This is a genomic window from Nocardia sp. GP40 (assembly GCF_050434125.1).
GTDB lineage: Bacteria > Actinomycetota > Actinomycetes > Mycobacteriales > Mycobacteriaceae > Nocardia > Nocardia albiluteola.
Genome location: NZ_JBNPVW010000009.1, coordinates 156,474 through 174,113, shown reverse-complemented (window position 1 = coordinate 174,113; position 17,640 = coordinate 156,474). Strand labels below are relative to the sequence as shown.

Below are 17,640 nucleotides of genomic sequence, written 5' to 3'. Positions count from 1 at the left end.
CCGCTCAGGCCAGCTCGACCCTGATCTCCTCGGCCAGGCGCAGGGTCATGTGGCGCCGCCAGTCCGGCAGCCCGTGGATGTCGTCGAACCACACCGCGGACGGCACGGCGGCATCGATCGCTGCAGCCAGCGTGGCGGCGGTGGGCACGGCGGAAAACCACAGCCGCACAGGATGAGTCGTCGACGCGGTCAGGGTCAGCGCCAGCTCGCCGTCTCGCGGATCCCGGGTCCCGATGACCAGTGCCCCGGATCGGCCCAGCCCGTACAGCGACACCTGCCGAAATGCGGTGCGGCGCGCCAGCGCTCGCGCTGGCAGGGTGACCGACCGCAGCAATTCGCCCTCCCGCAGGTCCTTTCGGCCCGCGCCGGTGACGAATTCGGCCACCGGCAGCCGCCGCACCCCGCCGTCGCGCGCCCACAGCGTGCACATCCCGTCGAGCGCGGCCGTCAGCGAGATCATCGGCCCGGCGGGCAGCGCATTGCACAGATTCCCCCCGACGGTGGCCATGTTCCAGATCTTGAACGAGGCCAGGAACGCATTGCAGCACTGGCCGACCAGCGGATGCTCGGTGGCCCGGAACAGGTGAGCCACGGTGCAGGTGGCCGCGATCTCCAGGTCCCCGCCCGCAAGCCACTGCAGCGGCGGCCAGCCCGTCCGGCTCAGGTCCACCAGCCGCCGCACCCGCGGCTGCGGCTCGGAGAACAGGTAGGTTCCCCCGCCCAGCCAGGCATCGCCGGGCCGCCAGTGCTCGTGTGCGCGGGCGTCGCACACCTCGACGACCGTATTCAGATCCATACCGACCGATTCTTTGCGCATGCCGCGGGCCTGGCATCGGCTCCCGAATACGGAATTCCGCCACCGGCGCCGCCGTGTGTTGGTGGATTCACCAGGTTCGGGCGGCGCACGCGACACCCGTCTACGATGCGGTGTCCAAGGCGTCGTCCCGCGCGGCCGCGGCGCCGGATGTGGAAGGGAGCCGATCATGCGGGTGGACGACCTGCTGGAGGTGCAGGACCTCGGGCTGGAACTGGTGTGGGGTGAGCCGGCCCTGCTGAACCAGCCGATCAGCGGGGTGACCGCGACCGATCTGCTGGATCCCTCCTCGTTCCTGGAGCCCGGCGAGGTGGTGCTCTCGGGCCTGGTGTGGTGGACCGCGCGCGGCGGCCGGGGCCGGGCCGACCATTTCGTGAGCTCACTCCAGCACGCCGGCGCGGTGGCGCTGCTGGCCGGAACGGTCCGGCACGGCGGCATCCCCGACGAGGTCGTGCGGGCCTGCCGGGCACACGGTCTGGCGCTGGTGGCAGTGCCCGAACAGACCACCTTCCGCACCATCACCGATGCGATCTACCTGCGGCGCTGGAGCGATCTGAGCTCCTCGCCGCACTCCTCGCTGCCCGAGCACGTGCGGCGGCGCCTGGACAGGCTCATTCGCGACCGCGCCGAACCCGGCCTGCTGCTCGACGAGATTGCCGGTCAGCTGGGCGGCTCGCCGTGTGCGCTGGTCACCGCCTCGGGCCGCACGATCGCCCGATCGACCCGAGCGGCGGCCGACAGTCCGCCCGCCGCGATCGTGCGCGGCCTGCGCCGGGCCGATCGCACGGTCGCGCAGCTCGGCTCGGCCGAGGTGCCCTACGACAGCTGGTTCGTGACGCTCGACGCCGGACGCGAGGCTCCACCGCGCAGGCTGCAGGACGTGGCGGAGGTGCTGCGCGGATATCGCGAATTGTGGGCCCAGGACGAGGCCGGCCGGCAGCGCGCGGCCGACGAGTTGCTGACCGGGCTGCTGGACGGCGCCACCGACGCGGAGACCACCGCCGCGCTCGAATCCTGCGGGCTCCCGCGGCGCGGAACGTTCCGGGTGGTGTGCGGGGCCACCACGCCCTTCCGGCGCGCCGATTCGATCGCGGCGGTACGAGAGTTGTTGTCGCACATGACCGATCGGCCGTGTGCGGTGGGCGCCATCGGGGAACACGCGTTCGCGGTGCTGGCGGATCTGCCCGCCCTCACCGAGCGCCTGAGCGCGGTGTACGAGCTCGTGCGGTCGTGCGATCCGCAGGGCGGACTACATCTCGGCGTGGGTGCGGCGACCGCGGATCCGCGCGACAGCCTGGCCCAGGCGCTGCACGCGTGCCGGACCTCGGCCGGACTCGAGCGCTCGATAACCGCGACCGAAGAGCTGGCGACGCTGCACGAGTTGCTGGCCGGGGTGCCGGCCGCGGTCCGCACCGCTTACGCGCGGCGGGTGCTCGGAGTGCTGCTCGAGGACGACCCCGGACACGCTGGCCTGCGCGACACCCTCAGCGCCTTCCTCGACCACAACGGTTCCTGGGCGCGCACCGCCGAGGCACTGTTCGTGCACGTCAATACGGTGCACTATCGGATCGAACGGGTGGAGAAGGTGACCGGCCGCGACCTGGCGAAGCTGGCGGACCGGGTCGATCTGCGTGCCGCGCTGCTGTGCGCGCGGACCGGCGATGCCGCCCCGGACGCCACGGCGTGGGTCACGGTGGGACTCGGCGGCTGAGCCGCCGTCGTCCGATCCCGCGCCGTTAGTCGACGCCGAGCGCGACCTCGGTCGATTTGATCAGGACCGTGACGGGCTTGCCCTCGGCGAGCCCGAGATCATTCACCGCGTCGGCGGTGACCGAGGAGGTCACCACGTCACCACCGGTGAGCCGGACGCGCACGACCGCCATCGCCTCGCCCCGCGTGATCGAGACGACCGAGCCTTCGAGCTGGTTCCGTGTGCTGAGTCTCATGTGACGCAGCTTACTCACCGCTACCGTGATGAAGGGCACTCGCCGCGCACCGGAGGCGCCCTCAGCTGGGTCGATGGACCGGTCGCCGCGGCCCGGTCCGAGCTGCGAACCAAATCCAAGCAATGGCACAGGATTCTTTCAGGGTCGCATCGCATCCTGGATCGCGAACGCAGATACGGCGAGGGCGAGGTACACGATGGTCGAAATCGAGGTCACGGGTACGACGGTGACTGTGCACATACTCGGCGCACACCGCTTTCTCTCGCTACGCGACCAGGTCACCTTCGACCTGTCGAACGTCGTCGCCGTGGCGCCCGCCGGGGTCGACATGCGCCCGCCATGGCTGCGCGCGCCCGGCACCTTCTTCCCCGGCGTGATCGCCGCCGGCATCTTCCGCGGCAAGGGCCGCAAGGAATTCTGGGACACCCTGTTCGACGGCCGCGGGCTGCAAATCGACCTGTCCGGCAGCGATTTCACCCGCCTGGTCCTGGACGTCGCGGACCCCGATGCGGTCCGCGCCCAGCTCACCCGGGCGGTCGCGGCCTGACGGACCCGGCGTAGCGGCCACTACCGATCGCCCGGGGAATCCTCGGCCGCGCGCGGTGCGGGCCCGGACAGCCGGATCACCCCACCGTCGAGGTCGAGTTCCAGGCGCGGCCGGTGGTTCTGGCCGTCGCTGTCCTCGCTGCTCTCATCGGTCAGCTTCTTACCGAACATTTCGCCGAAAACGCCCATTCCTCCACGATAGCCCGGGGAGGGGTCCCTGATTCGGGGCAACGGCGAGCGGGCCGACGGTGGCGCTGCCTACCATCGGCCCGCTGCGCGCGGATTACGGCGGACCGGCCCCGGATGTCGTCCGGCTGTCGTGCTGGCCCGGGGCCGGCCCGTCGCGTGATCCTCGGGCGGCGCTGACCGACGATCCGTTCATGGATGTGCCGTTACGACACCTTCTGCCGCAGCGATCGTGCATCCCCCCGGTCAATTCCGTGGGTGATACGACAGATATCACATCGTGATCTACTTGTGAAATAGCGGCTGTTCACCGAAAACCGTGGCTGATCGTTAATCTGACTGTGCCACAACACTATTGGATTCATCAATCCGGCGATGACCCTTTTGCGCCGCCAATCTGTTCACCCGGACATAATTGGCCGGAGATCTACCAGGTCGCGCAGGTCGCGGCGCTACCTCGCCCGCGATATGGACGCCGATGCCGCGCTCGCTTCGCACCACAGCCCATAATCAGTGGACGAACTATCATATATTTTGCACACCGGTGGCGTATCTGCGACACCCGATCGGAGGTGCACATCAATGACAAACAGACTGATCGGTCCTGATACGGCAAATGCATTTCGCGAATGCCGTGACTATCTCGCCGACTTCCGGCGCACCGCCGCCTACTCCCCCGGGTCGGCGATCCTCGGTCGGCGCGCCTGGTCCTCCTCGGGCCATTCCTGCGGCGGTTCGGTGGGCGCCGACGGTGCGTCCGGCAGCAGGTCCGCCAGATCCGGTGCGCCCTCGATGATTTCGGACAGCTTGGGCAGCCGGGATCTGCGCTCGAGCAGCGGCGCCATGAGCTCGCGGCTGCGGCGTAGCACGCCCTCGGTGGCGGCCTGCGCTGCCGCGGTGACGTATTCGGCGATCTCGTCGTAACTCAGATCCGCGATATCGTCGCTGAACCGGGTCTGCACCACCATGCCGTCGGCATTGACCGTCACCTCCACGCGCTTATCGCCCACCGACGCCGTGGCGGACAGCAGCGATCGCTGCCGCTGCAACTCGGCGATGCCCTGCAGCTGGTCCTGCAGCCCGTCGAGCATCGTCGCCATGTCGGCCGCGAGTCGTTCGTTGCCCATCACACCTCCGTAGTCGCTTTCCGTCCCGATCACCGCGCCGACCGCTACGCGCCGTCGGGACCCGACGCGCCATCGCTCGGTCCCGTTGCGCCCCGGCTCCAATCGGACGGGTCCAGCCAGAAGTCGGGAGACGGCGCCGATGCGGGCTGAAAGGGTATATCCGCGGGGGCAGGGAAAAACCTTGGCGTATTGGGCAATTCCCATCCGGTGGGCCAAGGCGTCGGTTTCGGGGTCGCGATCGGCTCGTCCTGCGGCGGTGGTGGCGACGGCGTCGGCCGGGTCGGTACGCCCGTGCGGGGCGCGGGATTCTGCGGCGGTCGCGGCGGAGACTGTGGCGGCACGTGCGCCGGCAACTCCACCCGCGCAGCGGTGCCGGACGGCGGTTGACGCTGCGGATTGCCTCGCTGCTGGGGCTGATTCACCGGCGAGGACTGCTCGCGTGGGCGCGGCGTATTCTGCGGAGGCGACATCTGGTGTGGCACAGTATGTTCCGTCGTGACCCGCGGGGGCGACTGTGGTGCGATCTCGAACTGGCCCGGAGAGTGCGGCTCGGTGTGCACGGTGGCATCGTGCTGCGCCGCACCGGGACCCAGGCCGAACGCCCGGTCGAGCTCCCCCGAAAAATCCGACGTGTTGTGATCGACCTGAGCCTGCACGTGCGCCGGCAACTCCACCTGCGGAGCCCTGCCTGACGACGGTACATCCCGCTGATGCGGCTGCGGCACCGAAGACGACTGCTCGAATTGGCGGGGCACGCTCTGCTGAGACGATGTCGCCTGCGGCGCAGACTGCTCCGTGGCGGGCAGCGTCCGCAGCTGAGACTGCTGTGAGATGTCCGGCTGATGCTGCGACTGCTGCGGCGCATCCTGATGAGGCGACATCACCTGCGGCGCAGACTGTTCCGTCGTGAACCGCGACCGAGGCTGCGGTGTGAGCTGCGGCCGGGGCCGAGGCTGCTGCGACGCGGGCTGATCCGTCGTGGTCTGCGGTTGCGCCTGGGGTGCCTGTGGATCGTCGTGACCCGGCCGATGCGTCAGATCGTTCAGGGGAATGTCATCGGCGGGCCGAAATGCCGCGCCGTCGTTGAACTGGTCGAGGCGCAACTTGCCCCCGAAGTTGATCTCCCCCTTGGCGCCACCCGCGATCGCACCCGCGGTGGCGCCGGAGGACAGCGGCTGAAAACCCCAGTTGCTGCTCAGGTTCTGGCCGAAATTCGTTCCGGTGATCGCGGAGTAGGCACCGGTCCCGGCCACGTAACCCGCCATCGCGCCCGCCATGCCGGACACCCCGCCCGACACCGCCCCCTCGACGAATGCCCTGGTCGAGCGCGGCCTGATGGTCTGGGTGACGGTCGCGGAGAAGTCGCCGTGGAACATGCCGGAGAGCGAGGGACGCGCGAAGCTCAGTTCGGGGGTGGTGAGGTCCTTCTTCGTGAGCAGGTCGGTGATCTCCGGCAGATGGAAATGATCGGTGAATTTGCCTATGCCCTTGACGATTCCCTTGCCGGTGAGATCCGCGATCGGCAGCCCGCCGGCCGCACCCGCCGCCGCACTCGAGATCGCGGTGATGGCGAGCTGTGTCCCATCGATGCCCTTGCGGTGCCCGGCGCCGACCTGCCCGGCCTGGATGAGGAGGTCCTGCGCCGTACCCAGAAACGTGGACATCGCCACGTGCCGGACCAGGAACCTGCTCAGTGTCTCGCCGAACTTTCCGAACACCTTGCCCAGAACCCGGCCGAGCAGGCGCTCGATCGCGCCGATCGACCTGTCGTACACGACGCGCAGCACCGCACGGGTGCCCGCGATCGCCGCCGCCTCCGTCGCGGGCGCCGTGGGCGGAAAGACCCAGGCCAGCATGATCTCCACGGCCAGGTCGGCCAGCGAGGTGATGATCATGATCTTCACGTACTGGATCTCGGTGCCCATGCCGTCCGCGGCATCGCCCATCTCGTCCAGCAGCTTCGCCAGATCCGTCAGCGAGCCGTCGCCCTGGGTGATCTTGGTCAGCGCCGCGATGACGGCGTCGCGCCCGGCACCGGCACCATAGGCCTGCCCGGCCTGGGCGATGATGCGCTGCATCTCCGAGATCGGTTCCTGCAGCTGGTCGTGGGCGCTGTGCCAGTCCCGGCCCAGCGCCCACATCTGGTCCTCGTCACCCTGCGGCCACGCCGACCCGGCCACATAGCCGAGCCACTGCAGCGCGGGCGGCATGTACAGCGACATCGCGCGATCCGTCAGGCGGACAGACCGGCGGCCGAGATCGTGTCCTGCCCCTGGAGCGCGGCCGCGGCCGCCACCATCCCATCGGCATAGTCCTGGACCGTCGCGGTCAGGGTGTTCAGGCCCTGCAGCAGGCCCGCGCTGCCGGACTGATACCCCGGATTCTTGCCGTCACCGGTGTAGAAGGTGCTGCCGTAACTGTCGTCCCCCCACGGCGTCCCGGCCGCCGACAGCACATTCGGAAGCGTCGCATTCACCTGCGACACCTGCTGATACACCTGCAGCAACCGATTGCCCGCATCGCGCAACAGACCCGGGTCCACCTCGATACGATCGGTCACCACGCGCCTCTCTTCCCCTGGACTACCCAGTGACGATCGCATGCGCACGATCCCTGCGGCCAGCTCCCCGGCACCGGTTTGATGGGACCCTGATGCGCTGTGTCGAGAGGCATTTCACACTTTGCCGCGCCTGGATGCGCGCCCGGCGGGATAGCCGCTGATCACCGACCGGCGACCGACCGGCGACCGATATCTCGTTGCGCGCCAGTTACTTACGCAATTTTGACGACTCGGTGGACATCCGGCCCGGGCCGCCGGCGCACCGGTTACGCGCTTCCGGCGTCCGCGGCGGACAGCTCGTCGGCGGCCTGCGCCTGCCCCTGCGCGATGGAGTCGAAGGTAGTGCCCATATCGGAGACAGCGGACAGCACATTCTTGCTGACGGCGACGTATCCCTTGTCGCCGTTGGCGAATTTGTCACCGAACGAGTCCTTGCCCCAGGGACTTCCCTTGGCGTTCAGGGACGCTTGGAGGTTGGCAAATACCTGCGCGATGTTGTCCTTGATGGCGCCGCTGTCCTGCGCGGCGGCGCGCAGCAGGCTCGGGTCGAGCTGAACCGTGGAGGGGCTGGTCATCGTCGTCACTCAGCTTCCCGGTCGGAGATCCACGATCGAGGTCCGTCCTCGTCGTCGTGATGGGTGGCATCCGCCGGCGGCGGTTCCTTGGGCGCGGGCGGTGCGACCGGCAGGAAGTCCTCCAGATCCGGTGCACCCTCAACGAATTCGGAGAGCTTGGGCAGCCTCGACTTGCGCTCCATCAGCGGCTGCATGAGTTCGCGGCTGCGGCGCAGCACTCCTTCGGTGGCGGCCTGCGCTGCGGCGGTGACGTATTCGGCGATCTCGTCGTAGCTCAGGTCTGAGATATCGTCGCTGAAGCGGGTCTCCACGACCATGCCGTCGGCGTTGACCGTGACCTGAATCCGCTTCTCACCGACCGATGCGGTGGCCGTCAGCAACGAGCGCTGCTGCTGCAGTTCGGCGATCCCACGAAGCTGATCCTGTAATCCATCGAGCATCGTCGCCATATTGGCCGCCAGTCGCTCGTTGACCATCACACCTCCACCGTTGTCTCCGCCGGTCCAGCTCATCGCATCGCGGTGAATTTGCCGTGGCGCACAAGGAAATCTGAAGCGACATCCGTTCGATTTCCCGTCATCGCCACGCACGTACCGGTTGTGCCCGGCCGGTCACGTCGCTACCTGTTGTTGCCGCCGAGGTTGAAGGGCACGTCCACCGTCGAAATGCCCGCTCGGATATCCTTTTCGGTGCCATTGGGATTCGTGCCGTTGGGGTTGGTGCCCGTCGGATTCGTGCCCGTGGGATCGGTCCCGCCGGGATTGGTACCCGTCGGGTCGGTTCCGGTGGGATTGGTACCCGACGGATTGGTGCCGTTCGGATTGGTGCCGTTCGGATTGGTCCCGTTGGGGTTGCTCCCATTGGGATCGGTCCCGTTCGGGTTGTTCCCGCTCGGATTCGTCCCCGAGGGATTCTCGCCCGAGCCCGTGGCGCCGGAGCCGGTGGCACCGGAAGGCGGTCCGCCGGGGCCCGTGGCGTCCGGGCCCGTCGCGCCCGGCAACCAGTCCGCGGCACTCGGCGCCTTGGGCGCCTCGAAGGGACCCGGTAGGGGCGCCCACTCCGGTTCCCGCTTGGGGCGGGTCTTGCCCTTCATATCGGTTGCCTTGCCCAAGAAGGGTTCCGGCCGTTCCGCGGCGCCGCCGGCGCGCCCGCCGTTGCTCTCCCCACCTACGGATCCCCGGATCGACGACCCTTCGGACGAGGAATCATCCATGTTCAGGAAGGACCGCCCCGGCCGGCCACCGCCCCCGAGCTGCCCCTCCTCCCCGACCGAACTGCCACGCACCCCACCGCCCACGCTCTCGTTGCCCTGCCCCGCCACGCCACTGCGGATCCCCGTGGTCGACGAATCCCCCTGGGCCGCATCGTTTCCGCCAGGGCGAATGTTTTCCTGCAGCCCCTCCGTCGCGCCCCCGCCGCGGTTGGGCGGCGTCCATCCGCCATCCACCGAGGACTGGAACGAATTGGGCGGCTCGGCCGAACGGGCGGGTGGCTCCACGGTGGGCCGGATCCCGGCGGGGGGCACCTCCTCGGAACCGCCTCCCGCGTGGTTGAAGTAGTAGCTCAGGATGGAATCGTGCGAGCCGCCCTCGGACCCCTGCTCGGACGGGCCGACCGACCTGCCGTCGTGTCCGAACGATTGCGCCGAGTCGGTCTCGTTGCTTCCGTGGCTGTAGATCGAGGATTGGTCGTCCATGTTCAAGAACGACCGCCCGCCCTGCATGCCCCGGCCACCGCCGCCGACCGAGGAGTTGTCGTCCAGGAAGGTTCCGCCACCACGATTTCCGCCGTTGACAGACGAGTTGTCATCCAGAAACGCCCCACCTCCCCGCCCGCCGGTGTTGAGCGACGAGCCATCCGAAATCGACCCGCTGCCTCGACTACCGCTGTTGATGGACGAGGTGTCGTCCAGAAATGTTCCGCCGCCACGGTTCCCACCGCCGATCGACGACGCATCATCCAAAGACCCACCGCCACCACGATTTCCACCGCTCACCGACGACGCATCATCCAAAAACGTTCCACCAGCCCTATTACCGCCCCCGGCACCCGCGTTCTCCGTACCGCCACCCGCGTTCTCGGTGGGCGGGGCCGCGGTCGGGCGGGACGTGCGGCTCACCTTGTTGGTCGTGGAGAAGTTGTTCTGTTTCATCCAGGCCGAAGCCCGGATATCGCCCTCCGTGGCCGGCGTGTTCTTCACGAAGGTGCCTCGCGCGGCGCCGACGATGCCGCCCCGCGCCATGCCGCCGACCCAGCCCGCGGGCGAGGTGAATGCCGAGGGGCCGTAGGCCGCCGCCGCGACCATGTCGCCGAACAGCGAGCTGGTCGCACCGGAGATCACGCCGATGGCTCCGCCCCGGATCACCGCACCGGCCGGGTAGGTCCAGGAACCCAGCGGAATGTTCATCTTCTTCAGCTCGTTGCCGAAGAGCTTGTCGATCCCGTTGCCCGCGTACCGGGCCATCTCGCGCCCGGGGATCGAGCCCGCGACCGAGGCGCCGATCGACACCCCGAATTCCTTCCAGTCGAATCCGTGGCGCTTCCCCGCCGCGATCTGCCCCACCTGTACCGCACCGTCCATGGCCGCCGACATGGCGGCGCCCTCCATCGCCTTGACCGCGTACACGCCGAAACCCTTGGCGCTGGGCGCGATCAGCTTGCCGCCGGTGACGAGTTCCTTCCAGAAGTAGCGGTTCTTCATCGTCGACGCGCCGAGATTACCGGCCAGGCGCTCGATGGCGTTCTGGATGTAGTCCTCGACCGCCTTCAGGAACGACCGGGTGGTCGCGATGCCGGCGGCCTCCGCGGCCGGTGCGGTCGGCGGGAACAACCACGCCCAGGCGATCTCCATCGCCAGCCAGCACAGCGAGGCGATGATGGTGATCTTGGTCGCCTGCAGCTGGGTCCCCATGTCGAAGGTGGACTCGTAGACCGCATTCAACGTCTCGGCGAGCGCCTTGACCGAATGGTCGCCCTCGATCAGCTGATCGAAATGCGCACCCATGGCATCGGCGCCCGCACCCTCGGTGTACGCCCGCTCGGTGTCCTGTTTGGCCTTCAGGACCAAGGGCTCCTGGTTGGTCAGCGCGGCGGCGGCGGCCTTCCAGTCGTCCGAGATGGCCCACATGCCGTCTTCGTCGCCGTCGGGCCAGCTGCTCCCGGCGACCCATCCCAGCCAGCGCAGCTCCGGTGGCAGGTACAGACCCATCTCCCCACGACACCGCACGCGAGTGAATCCCCCATGACCCACAAGGAAATTCGACGAGACCAGGCGTTGATCGCTCAACGCGGCGAGCGCACCAGTTCCCGCACAAAATAGAACAGGTTTCAGCTATAGGGCAGGGCCGCGTCCCTGAGAACACGCTGAGATCGATGCGGCCGGCGCGGACGACGCAGGCCATGATGGGTGGGTGCGCAGACTTCCGGCCTGGTTGCGACCCTCGCGGTGGGGGTTGCGGATCCGGTCCGCGGTGGTGGCCGCGCTCGTCGTGGGCGTGGTCCTGCTGGCCGCGGCCGCGGCGATGCTGGCGCTGCTGCGTCACTCGCTCGTGCGGGAGGTCGAGGTCGCCGCCGATACGCGGGCCGGGCAGATCGCCGACGAGTTGCAGCGCGGCGACGGCGACCAGGTGCCCGACGGTCTGCTGGCCACCGACGGCGGCGTGAGCGCGGTGCAGGTGATCGCCGCAGACGGGCGCATGGCGTGGGCGTCCTCCCCGAAGCTGCGCGCCCCGCTGGCCCCGCTCCCCGTGCCCGCCCGTGCGCTCGGACTGCATGCCGCCCAGGACTACGCCGGGGATCTGCGCGTGGCCGCGCGCACCGTGGACACCACGTCCGGGACCTATACGATCCTCGTTGCCGCCGACACCGAGCCGAGCGAGCACGCGCTGGCCGAGGTCGCGGCGCTGCTGGCGATGGGCGGTCCGGTGGTCGTACTCACCGCGGCCGCCGCGACCTATCTCCTGGTCGGAAGGTCGCTGCGATCGGTGGAGGCGATCCGCGCCCGGGTCGCCCGGATCGAGGCAACGGGGCTGGCGCAGCGGGTTCCGGTACCCGTGGCGCGCGACGAGATCGCCTGGCTGGCCGAGACCATGAACGAGATGCTGGCGCGGGTCGAGGCCGGGCATCAGGCCCAGCGGCGCTTCGTCGGGGACGCCTCGCACGAGTTGCGCAGCCCGCTGGCGACCATCACCGCCGCGCTGGAGCTGGCCCGCGACCGCCCGCAGGCCCTGGACCGCGACCTGATCGAGGGCACCCTGCTGCCCGAGACCGGCCGCATGCGGCATCTCATCGAGGATCTGCTGACCCTGGCCGCCGCCGACGAGCACGGCCTCGAACTGCGCATCGGCGAGGTGGATCTCGACGACCTCGCCGGCTCCGAGGCCGCCATGCTGCGCCTACGCGGCGACGTCGAGATACGGACCACGATCGCGGCGGTCCGGGTGATCGGCGACCGCGCGAAACTGGCCCGGGCACTGCGCAACATCGCCGACAATGCCGCCGCGCACGCGCGGTCCAAGGTCTCGATCGGCGTGGAGTTCGCCGAATCATCCACTGCCGCCCGGCCTTCCGGCGATGCGCCGCGCCCCGATGCCGCCGCGGGATTCGCCCGCATCACCGTCGACGACGACGGCCCGGGCATTCCGCCCGACGAGCGGCAGCGGGTGTTCGACCGGTTCGTCCGACTCGAGGCCGACCGGGCGCGCAGCAGCGGCGGATCCGGTCTCGGGCTGGCGATCGTGGCCGAAATCGTCGCCGCGCACGGCGGCTCGGTGACCGTGGGCGAATCACGCTGGGGCGGGGCCCGTTTCGTCGTGCGACTGCCCGTCACCGGTCCCGTCGGGGTCCAGCAGCCGGTAGCCGACCCCGCGTAGGGTCTCGATGCTGCTGCGGCCGAAGGGGGTATCGATCTTCTTGCGCAGGTAGCCGACGTAGACCTCGACCACGTTCTCCGGGCCGTCGTAATGCACATCCCAGACGTTGCGCAGGATCTCGGACTTGGTCAGGACATTTCCCTTGTGCCGCAACAGGAATTCCAGCAGGCCGAACTCCCGGGGGGTGAGCGTCAGGGCCACGTCGCCGCGGTGCACGGCGCGCCGCGCGGGATCCAGCACCAGATCCCCCGCCCGCAGGCGCGTGGGCTGCTGCGGGGCGCGCCGGCGCAGCAGGGCGCGCAGGCGGGCGATCAGCACCACGAAGGAGAACGGTTTGGTCAGGTAGTCGTCCGCGCCCATGTCCAGGGCGTCGACCTGGTCGTAGTCGCCGTCCTTGGCGGTGAGCATCAGCACCGGGGTCTGCACGTCGCGTTCGCGCAGCCTGCGCAGCACCTCGTAGCCGGACAGGCCCGGCAGCATGATGTCCAGCACGATCACATCGAAGTCGTGCTCGAGCGCCCACCACAGGCCGTCGGTGCCGGTCCCGGCGAGCTGCACCAGGAATCCCTCCAGCTCGAGACCCCGCCGCAGGGTCTGCGCCAACCGCGGCTCGTCCTCGACCACCAGCATCCGCACCGCACCAGCATGCAACATCGCGCCGGCGACCGGCGCGGCGCCACCCCGATCGCGTCGGGTCAGGCGCGGCCGCGGCCCGTGGCCTGGTCGTACCACCGGTCGGGAATCGACCAGTCCCAGAACTCCGCCACCGGCTCCTGCTCGGGCTGCCGCCGCTCGCGCATGTATTCGCCGTAGACCTCGGCCGCGCCGAGGGATCCGCCCAGGGCGATGAGCCCGCACATGATGTGGTGCCACACATCGGCTCTCGACATGCGCCGTCGCATCGAAACCTCCTGACCGGCCGGTCGCCCACTTGCGCGCGCCACCGTCGTCCCGGAATCGTTCACCCGGTCCGGCCGGTACGCGCCGCGTCGATCTTGACCCGTGCGTGCGGCCGGAGGGGGCGCTTTCGCGGAATTACCCGTTCAGCGAGGGTTCACACCTGCGTGTGCGTCGATATCGGACAGCGAGCGGGCGGGCTCGCAACTGCCCGCCCGCTCGCCGCCGCGGCTACAGGGCCAGCAGGCTGCTCCCGAGACTCAGGACACTGCTGCCGGCGCTGAGGACCGTGCTGAGGATGCTCGGGAGATTTGCGGTGTTCATGTGAGTTTTCCAATCGATGCATCGAAGTGTGTGACAGGCACCGGACGGTATCGAATCCATCGGCGAGCGCACAGTATCGACTTTTCCAGGTCATGCACCGTTCACGAATCCCCAACGGTGGGATGCGATCCGGACCGTTCGGGGGTATGCCAAGGCGTGCGATTACCGCGGCGGCGGGGCCCGTTCCGGGTCACGCCGCCGCGAGGTCCCGCCGTGAATTATTTCAGCGGCCCGAAGAATTCCCGCAGGTCCCCGGCCAGCACCTCGGGCGCCTCCATGGCCGGAAAGTGCAGGCCGCGTTCGAATTCGCTCCAATGGGCATCCGGTGCCGCCGGAACGATGCGGCGCGCCGTCTCATCCGCGCCGAAGACCGCGAAACCCTGCGGCACCGGCCCGGGCGCCCCCCACTCCGAAGAGTGCGCCTGATCGTAGAGGGTGTGCGCGGCACTGGCTCCCGCGCCGGTGAACCAGTACAGGCTCACCGTGGCCAGCAGCTGGTCGCGGTCGATGGGCAGATCGGTCCACGCCTCGAACTTCTCCGCGATCCAGACCAGTTGCAGCAGTGGCGAATCCACCAGGCCGTAGCCGATGGTCTGCGGACGGCTGTTCTGGATGGCGAGGTACCCCGAACCGGCGGTAGTGAACTCGTTCATCCGGGTCAGGATCAGCTTGTCCACCGGATCCTCCGGGTCGAGCCGATCGACCATGCCCGGCAGGAAGGTCGCGACATTCGCCGCGGTCAGCGGGTCGGTGACGGTGTGGATGCCCATCACATGGTCGTGGTCGAAACTCGCGACCATGCCGGACACGCCCGCCCCGACATCGCCGCCGTGCACGCCGTAGCGCTCGTATCCCAGGCGGCGCATCAGCTCGGCTCCGCCAGGCCATCGGCCAGGCCACCTGGCGCTATCGGGCCCGGATCATCGTGCACGCACCCGCCGAGTACGTCCGCGGCCGCCTGCCGATCCCCATGGAGGTGCAGGACCTCGGCCCGGACCGCTGCGCGTTCGAACCCGGTTCGGACCACGCCCAGATGCTCGCCCTCTATCTCGGCCTGCTCGACGCCGATTTCGAGGTCGAGGATTCACCCGAGCTCGTGGCGGCGCTTCGCACCCTCATCGCACGCTATCAACTGGCGGTCGATCGGCAAACGGCTGCTCACGGCACCGAAAATGTGTGATACCCCACGGGGGTAATTACGTGAATCCGGGCGGATCGCGACTAGGCTGGCCATCATGGTGGATCATTTCCCGCTGTCCCGCCGCGGATTCCTCGGCCTCGGCCTCGGCGCCGGTGCGGCGCTCACCCTCGCCGCGTGCTCGGCCGGATCGTCCGGGCGTAGTCCCGTGCTACCCGATTCGCCCGCGGTCGCCGCGGCCGAGCGGGTCCGCCGAGCGCCCGGCGCGGCCGTGCGTGAGGTCGCGTTGCGTGCCGAGCCCGCGACCGTCGACCTCGGCGGCGTCCAGGCCGCCACCTGGGTTTTCGACGGGCAACTGCCCGGCCGGGAGATTCGCGTGCGCCGCGGCGAGGTGCTGCGCGCCCGGGTCACCAACGCCCTGCCCGCGCCCACGACCGCACACTGGCACGGCATCGCGCTGCGCAACGATATGGACGGCGTCCCCGACCTCACCGGACCCGCGATCGCTCCCGGTGGCCGCTTCGACTACGAATTCACCGTGCCGGACGCGGGCACCTACTGGTTCCACTCCCACGTCGGCGTCCAGCTCGATCGCGGGCTCTACGCGCCGCTGATCGTCGAGGATCCCGCGGACGGCTCCGACTACGACCTGGAAGCCGTTGTGGTACTGGATGATTGGCTCGACGGCATTAACGGCCGCGATCCCGACCGGGAGCTGAGCGCGCTGCGAGCCAAAGGCATGGCAGGAATGGACATGTCCGGCGGATCGATGGGCGGCATGAGGATGGGCACCGGCGCGATGTCGATGCCCGCCGATCCGAACGCCCCGCTCGGCTCCGACGCCGGGGACGTCAAGGACTACCCGTACTACCTGATCAACGGCCGGATCGGCGCCGATCCACAGACCATCGCCGCGCGTGCGGGCCAGCGCATCCGGCTACGAATCATCAACGCGGGCGCCGATACCGCCTTCCGCGTCGCGGTCGGCGGCCATCGGATGCGCGTCACCCACACCGACGGCTTCCCGGTCGTGCCCGTCGACACCAACAGCGTGCTGATCGGCATGGGCGAACGTTACGACGCGATAGTGGAACTCGGCGACGGCGTCTTCCCCCTCGTCGCCGCCGCCGAGGGCAAGTCCGGGCAGGGCTTCGCGCTCATCCGCACCGGCGGCGGCACACCGCCCCCGGCCGATGTGCGACCGCACGAGCTCGCCGCCGCCCCGCTGACCGCGGACCGGCTCACCGCCGCGGATTCGGTCCGGCTCCCCGAGCGCAAGCCCGCCGAAACCCTCGACCTGACACTGGGTTCGGACAAGACGAAGTACATCTGGACGATCAACGGCAAGACCTACGACCACCGCGTCCCGGTGGATGTGACCGCGGGACAACGCATCCGGCTGCGCTTCGTGAACTCCTCGATGATGTTCCATCCGATGCACCTGCACGGCCACACCTTTGCGCTGGCGCTACCGGGCGGCACCGGACCGCGCAAGGACACCGCCGTCGTCGGGCCCATGCGGACCGTTGTCGCGGACCTCGACACCGTCAATCCCGGGCAGTGGATGCTGCACTGCCACAACGCATATCACGGCGAGGCCGGCATGATGACGGTGCTGTCGTACGTGAGCTGACTACCGCGCGGCCGCGGCGGCCACGGCCGCGCCGGTGAGCTCCACCGAGCGGATGCGCTCGGAGATCTCGACGGCGTGGTGGGCCAGGATCAGCTCGTCCGCGCCGATCGCGCCGGCGAACTCGGTCAGATACTCACGCACGTCCTCGCCGAGACCGACGGCCGTGTACTTGGTCATGGAGGCCAGGTGCGCCCCCTGGGGCGAGACCAGGAACGCGTCGATCTCCTCGTCGCTGAACTCGACATCGGCGGCGCCGCGCCGGATGAAGGCCCGGGCCCGGTTGCGATAGGCGTCCGCGCGCTGCCGCGCGGCCGCCTCGTACGTGTCGGCGGCGAAGACGTTGACCGCGGCCATCACATACGGCTCGTCCAGCTGCTCCGAGGGCCGGAAGCTCTCGCGGTACGCCTCGATCGCCCGGTGCAACAGCTCCGGCGCGAAATGGGAGGCGAACGCATACGGCAGGCCGAGTTGGGCGGCCAGCTGGGCACCGAACAGCGAGGACCCCAGGATGTACAGCGGCACAACGCCTTCCGCCCGCGGAACCGCCCGCACGCCCGGGATCCGTGAGTCCCCCGACAGATATCCCTGCAGCTCGAGCACGTCCTGCGGGAACGAGTCCGCGGAGGCGTGGTCACGTCGCAGCGCCAGCATGGTCTTCTGGTCGCTGCCCGGCGCCCGGCCCAGGCCCAGGTCGATCCGGCCGGGGAACAGCGTCTCGAGGGTGCCGAACTGCTCGGCGATCACCAGCGGTGAATGGTTGGGCAGCATGATCCCGCCCGAACCGAGCCGGATGCTGTCGGTGTGCGCGGCGACATACCCGATGAGCACACTGGTCGCACTGGAGGCGATCGTGCCCATGTTGTGGTGCTCGGCGTACCAGACCCGCCGATACCCGCTGCGCTCGGCCGCCCGGGCCAGATCGACACTGTTGGCGAAGCTGTCACGCGCCGTCTGACCCGGTGCGATCGAGGCGAGATCGAGGATGGACAGGGCCAGGGGCATGCGAGGCTACCTTTCGGGATC

At 69.1% G+C, this 17,640-nt stretch carries 18 protein-coding genes; 5 read left to right on the top strand and 13 right to left on the bottom strand.

Annotated elements, in window-relative coordinates; all coding sequences use genetic code 11:
* Positions 1-4: 4 nt before the first annotated feature.
* Entirely contained in the window at positions 5-796 is a 792-nt protein-coding gene (locus ABH933_RS26285; RefSeq protein WP_429426154.1) for an FAD binding domain-containing protein, read from the bottom strand.
* Between the two features lie 187 nt (positions 797-983).
* Between ABH933_RS26285 and ABH933_RS26280 the strand changes: the two genes are divergently transcribed.
* Positions 984-2,525 (top strand): PucR family transcriptional regulator, encoded by a 1,542-nt coding sequence (locus ABH933_RS26280; RefSeq protein WP_429426156.1) that lies wholly within the window; start codon positions 984-986, stop codon positions 2,523-2,525.
* 25 nt (positions 2,526-2,550) lie between these two features.
* Here ABH933_RS26280 and ABH933_RS26275 read toward each other — a convergent pair whose 3' ends face one another.
* Complete coding sequence (locus ABH933_RS26275; protein WP_429426158.1) at positions 2,551-2,760, bottom strand: TOBE domain-containing protein; 210 nt, start codon at positions 2,758-2,760, stop codon at positions 2,551-2,553.
* A gap of 196 nt (positions 2,761-2,956) precedes the next feature.
* Between ABH933_RS26275 and ABH933_RS26270 the strand changes: the two genes are divergently transcribed.
* Positions 2,957-3,307 carry a hypothetical protein gene (locus tag ABH933_RS26270; protein WP_215921305.1) on the top strand — a complete coding sequence of 117 codons (351 nt, stop codon included), beginning with the start codon at positions 2,957-2,959 and terminating at the stop codon, positions 3,305-3,307.
* Between the two features lie 20 nt (positions 3,308-3,327).
* Here ABH933_RS26270 and ABH933_RS26265 read toward each other — a convergent pair whose 3' ends face one another.
* The 7 genes from ABH933_RS26265 to ABH933_RS26235 form a co-directional block, all read right to left on the bottom strand.
* Complete coding sequence (locus ABH933_RS26265; RefSeq protein ID WP_215921307.1) at positions 3,328-3,495, bottom strand: hypothetical protein; 168 nt, start codon at positions 3,493-3,495, stop codon at positions 3,328-3,330.
* A 665-nt stretch (positions 3,496-4,160) separates the two neighbouring features.
* On the bottom strand, positions 4,161-4,619 hold the full coding sequence (locus tag ABH933_RS26260; RefSeq protein WP_429426160.1) for a YbaB/EbfC family nucleoid-associated protein: 459 nt from the start codon (positions 4,617-4,619) through the stop codon (positions 4,161-4,163).
* Between the two features lie 44 nt (positions 4,620-4,663).
* Positions 4,664-6,841 carry a hypothetical protein gene (locus ABH933_RS26255; protein ID WP_429426162.1) on the bottom strand — a complete coding sequence of 726 codons (2,178 nt, stop codon included), beginning with the start codon at positions 6,839-6,841 and terminating at the stop codon, positions 4,664-4,666.
* 11 nt (positions 6,842-6,852) lie between these two features.
* Positions 6,853-7,179, bottom strand: coding sequence for a hypothetical protein (locus tag ABH933_RS26250; protein ID WP_429426163.1), 327 nt, complete (start codon positions 7,177-7,179; stop codon positions 6,853-6,855).
* A 266-nt stretch (positions 7,180-7,445) separates the two neighbouring features.
* The gene (locus tag ABH933_RS26245; protein WP_429426165.1) at positions 7,446-7,763 is read right to left on the bottom strand and encodes a hypothetical protein; all 318 of its coding nucleotides are present in this window, start codon (positions 7,761-7,763) and stop codon (positions 7,446-7,448) included.
* Complete coding sequence (locus ABH933_RS26240) at positions 7,760-8,230, bottom strand: YbaB/EbfC family nucleoid-associated protein (protein WP_429426167.1); 471 nt, start codon at positions 8,228-8,230, stop codon at positions 7,760-7,762. Before ABH933_RS26240 ends, ABH933_RS26245 begins: the two co-directional genes overlap by 4 nt.
* A 143-nt stretch (positions 8,231-8,373) precedes the next feature.
* A complete protein-coding gene (locus ABH933_RS26235; protein ID WP_429426169.1) occupies positions 8,374-10,962 on the bottom strand; it encodes a hypothetical protein in 2,589 nt (862 codons plus the stop codon).
* A 202-nt stretch (positions 10,963-11,164) separates the two neighbouring features.
* Between ABH933_RS26235 and ABH933_RS26230 the strand changes: the two genes are divergently transcribed.
* On the top strand, positions 11,165-12,625 hold the full coding sequence (locus tag ABH933_RS26230; RefSeq protein ID WP_429426171.1) for a sensor histidine kinase: 1,461 nt from the start codon (positions 11,165-11,167) through the stop codon (positions 12,623-12,625).
* Here ABH933_RS26230 and ABH933_RS26225 read toward each other — a convergent pair.
* The 3 genes from ABH933_RS26225 to ABH933_RS26215 form a co-directional block, all read right to left on the bottom strand.
* Positions 12,539-13,261, bottom strand: a complete 723-nt coding sequence (locus ABH933_RS26225) for a response regulator transcription factor (RefSeq protein ID WP_429426173.1) — start codon at positions 13,259-13,261, stop codon at positions 12,539-12,541. The genes ABH933_RS26230 and ABH933_RS26225 overlap by 87 nt on opposite strands.
* A 59-nt stretch (positions 13,262-13,320) precedes the next feature.
* Complete coding sequence (locus ABH933_RS26220; RefSeq protein ID WP_215921326.1) at positions 13,321-13,515, bottom strand: hypothetical protein; 195 nt, start codon at positions 13,513-13,515, stop codon at positions 13,321-13,323.
* Positions 13,516-14,064: 549 nt separating this feature from the next.
* A complete protein-coding gene (locus ABH933_RS26215) occupies positions 14,065-14,712 on the bottom strand; it encodes an alpha/beta fold hydrolase (RefSeq protein WP_429426175.1) in 648 nt (215 codons plus the stop codon).
* A 59-nt stretch (positions 14,713-14,771) separates the two neighbouring features.
* Here ABH933_RS26215 and ABH933_RS26210 point away from each other — a divergent pair, with 59 nt between their 5' ends.
* Together ABH933_RS26210 and ABH933_RS26205 are read left to right on the top strand one after the other, a co-directional pair.
* Positions 14,772-15,026: a hypothetical protein gene (locus tag ABH933_RS26210; protein ID WP_429426177.1), complete on the top strand. Its 255-nt coding sequence runs from the start codon at positions 14,772-14,774 to the stop codon at positions 15,024-15,026.
* 55 nt (positions 15,027-15,081) lie between these two features.
* Positions 15,082-16,617: a multicopper oxidase family protein gene (locus ABH933_RS26205; protein WP_429426179.1), complete on the top strand. Its 1,536-nt coding sequence runs from the start codon at positions 15,082-15,084 to the stop codon at positions 16,615-16,617.
* Here the strand turns inward: ABH933_RS26205 and ABH933_RS26200 are convergent, their stop codons facing one another.
* Positions 16,618-17,619 (bottom strand): LLM class flavin-dependent oxidoreductase, encoded by a 1,002-nt coding sequence (locus ABH933_RS26200; protein ID WP_429426181.1) that lies wholly within the window; start codon positions 17,617-17,619, stop codon positions 16,618-16,620.
* Between the last annotated feature and the right edge of the window lie 21 nt (positions 17,620-17,640).

Coding starts and splice junctions, on each gene's coding strand:
- ABH933_RS26260 (WP_429426160.1), bottom strand. CDS start 4,619: ATGGGCAACGAACGACTCGCGGCCGACATGGCGACGATGCTCGACGGG.
- ABH933_RS26205 (WP_429426179.1), top strand. CDS start 15,082: ATGGTGGATCATTTCCCGCTGTCCCGCCGCGGATTCCTCGGCCTCGGC.
- ABH933_RS26235 (WP_429426169.1), bottom strand. CDS start 10,962: ATGGGTCTGTACCTGCCACCGGAGCTGCGCTGGCTGGGATGGGTCGCC.
- ABH933_RS26285 (WP_429426154.1), bottom strand. CDS start 796: ATGGATCTGAATACGGTCGTCGAGGTGTGCGACGCCCGCGCACACGAG.
- ABH933_RS26265 (WP_215921307.1), bottom strand. CDS start 3,495: ATGGGCGTTTTCGGCGAAATGTTCGGTAAGAAGCTGACCGATGAGAGC.
- ABH933_RS26220 (WP_215921326.1), bottom strand. CDS start 13,515: ATGTCGAGAGCCGATGTGTGGCACCACATCATGTGCGGGCTCATCGCC.
- ABH933_RS26240 (WP_429426167.1), bottom strand. CDS start 8,230: ATGGTCAACGAGCGACTGGCGGCCAATATGGCGACGATGCTCGATGGA.
- ABH933_RS26270 (WP_215921305.1), top strand. CDS start 2,957: ATGGTCGAAATCGAGGTCACGGGTACGACGGTGACTGTGCACATACTC.
- ABH933_RS26255 (WP_429426162.1), bottom strand. CDS start 6,841: ATGTCGCTGTACATGCCGCCCGCGCTGCAGTGGCTCGGCTATGTGGCC.
- ABH933_RS26215 (WP_429426175.1), bottom strand. CDS start 14,712: ATGCGCCGCCTGGGATACGAGCGCTACGGCGTGCACGGCGGCGATGTC.
- ABH933_RS26200 (WP_429426181.1), bottom strand. CDS start 17,619: ATGCCCCTGGCCCTGTCCATCCTCGATCTCGCCTCGATCGCACCGGGT.
- ABH933_RS26280 (WP_429426156.1), top strand. CDS start 984: ATGCGGGTGGACGACCTGCTGGAGGTGCAGGACCTCGGGCTGGAACTG.
- ABH933_RS26275 (WP_429426158.1), bottom strand. CDS start 2,760: ATGAGACTCAGCACACGGAACCAGCTCGAAGGCTCGGTCGTCTCGATC.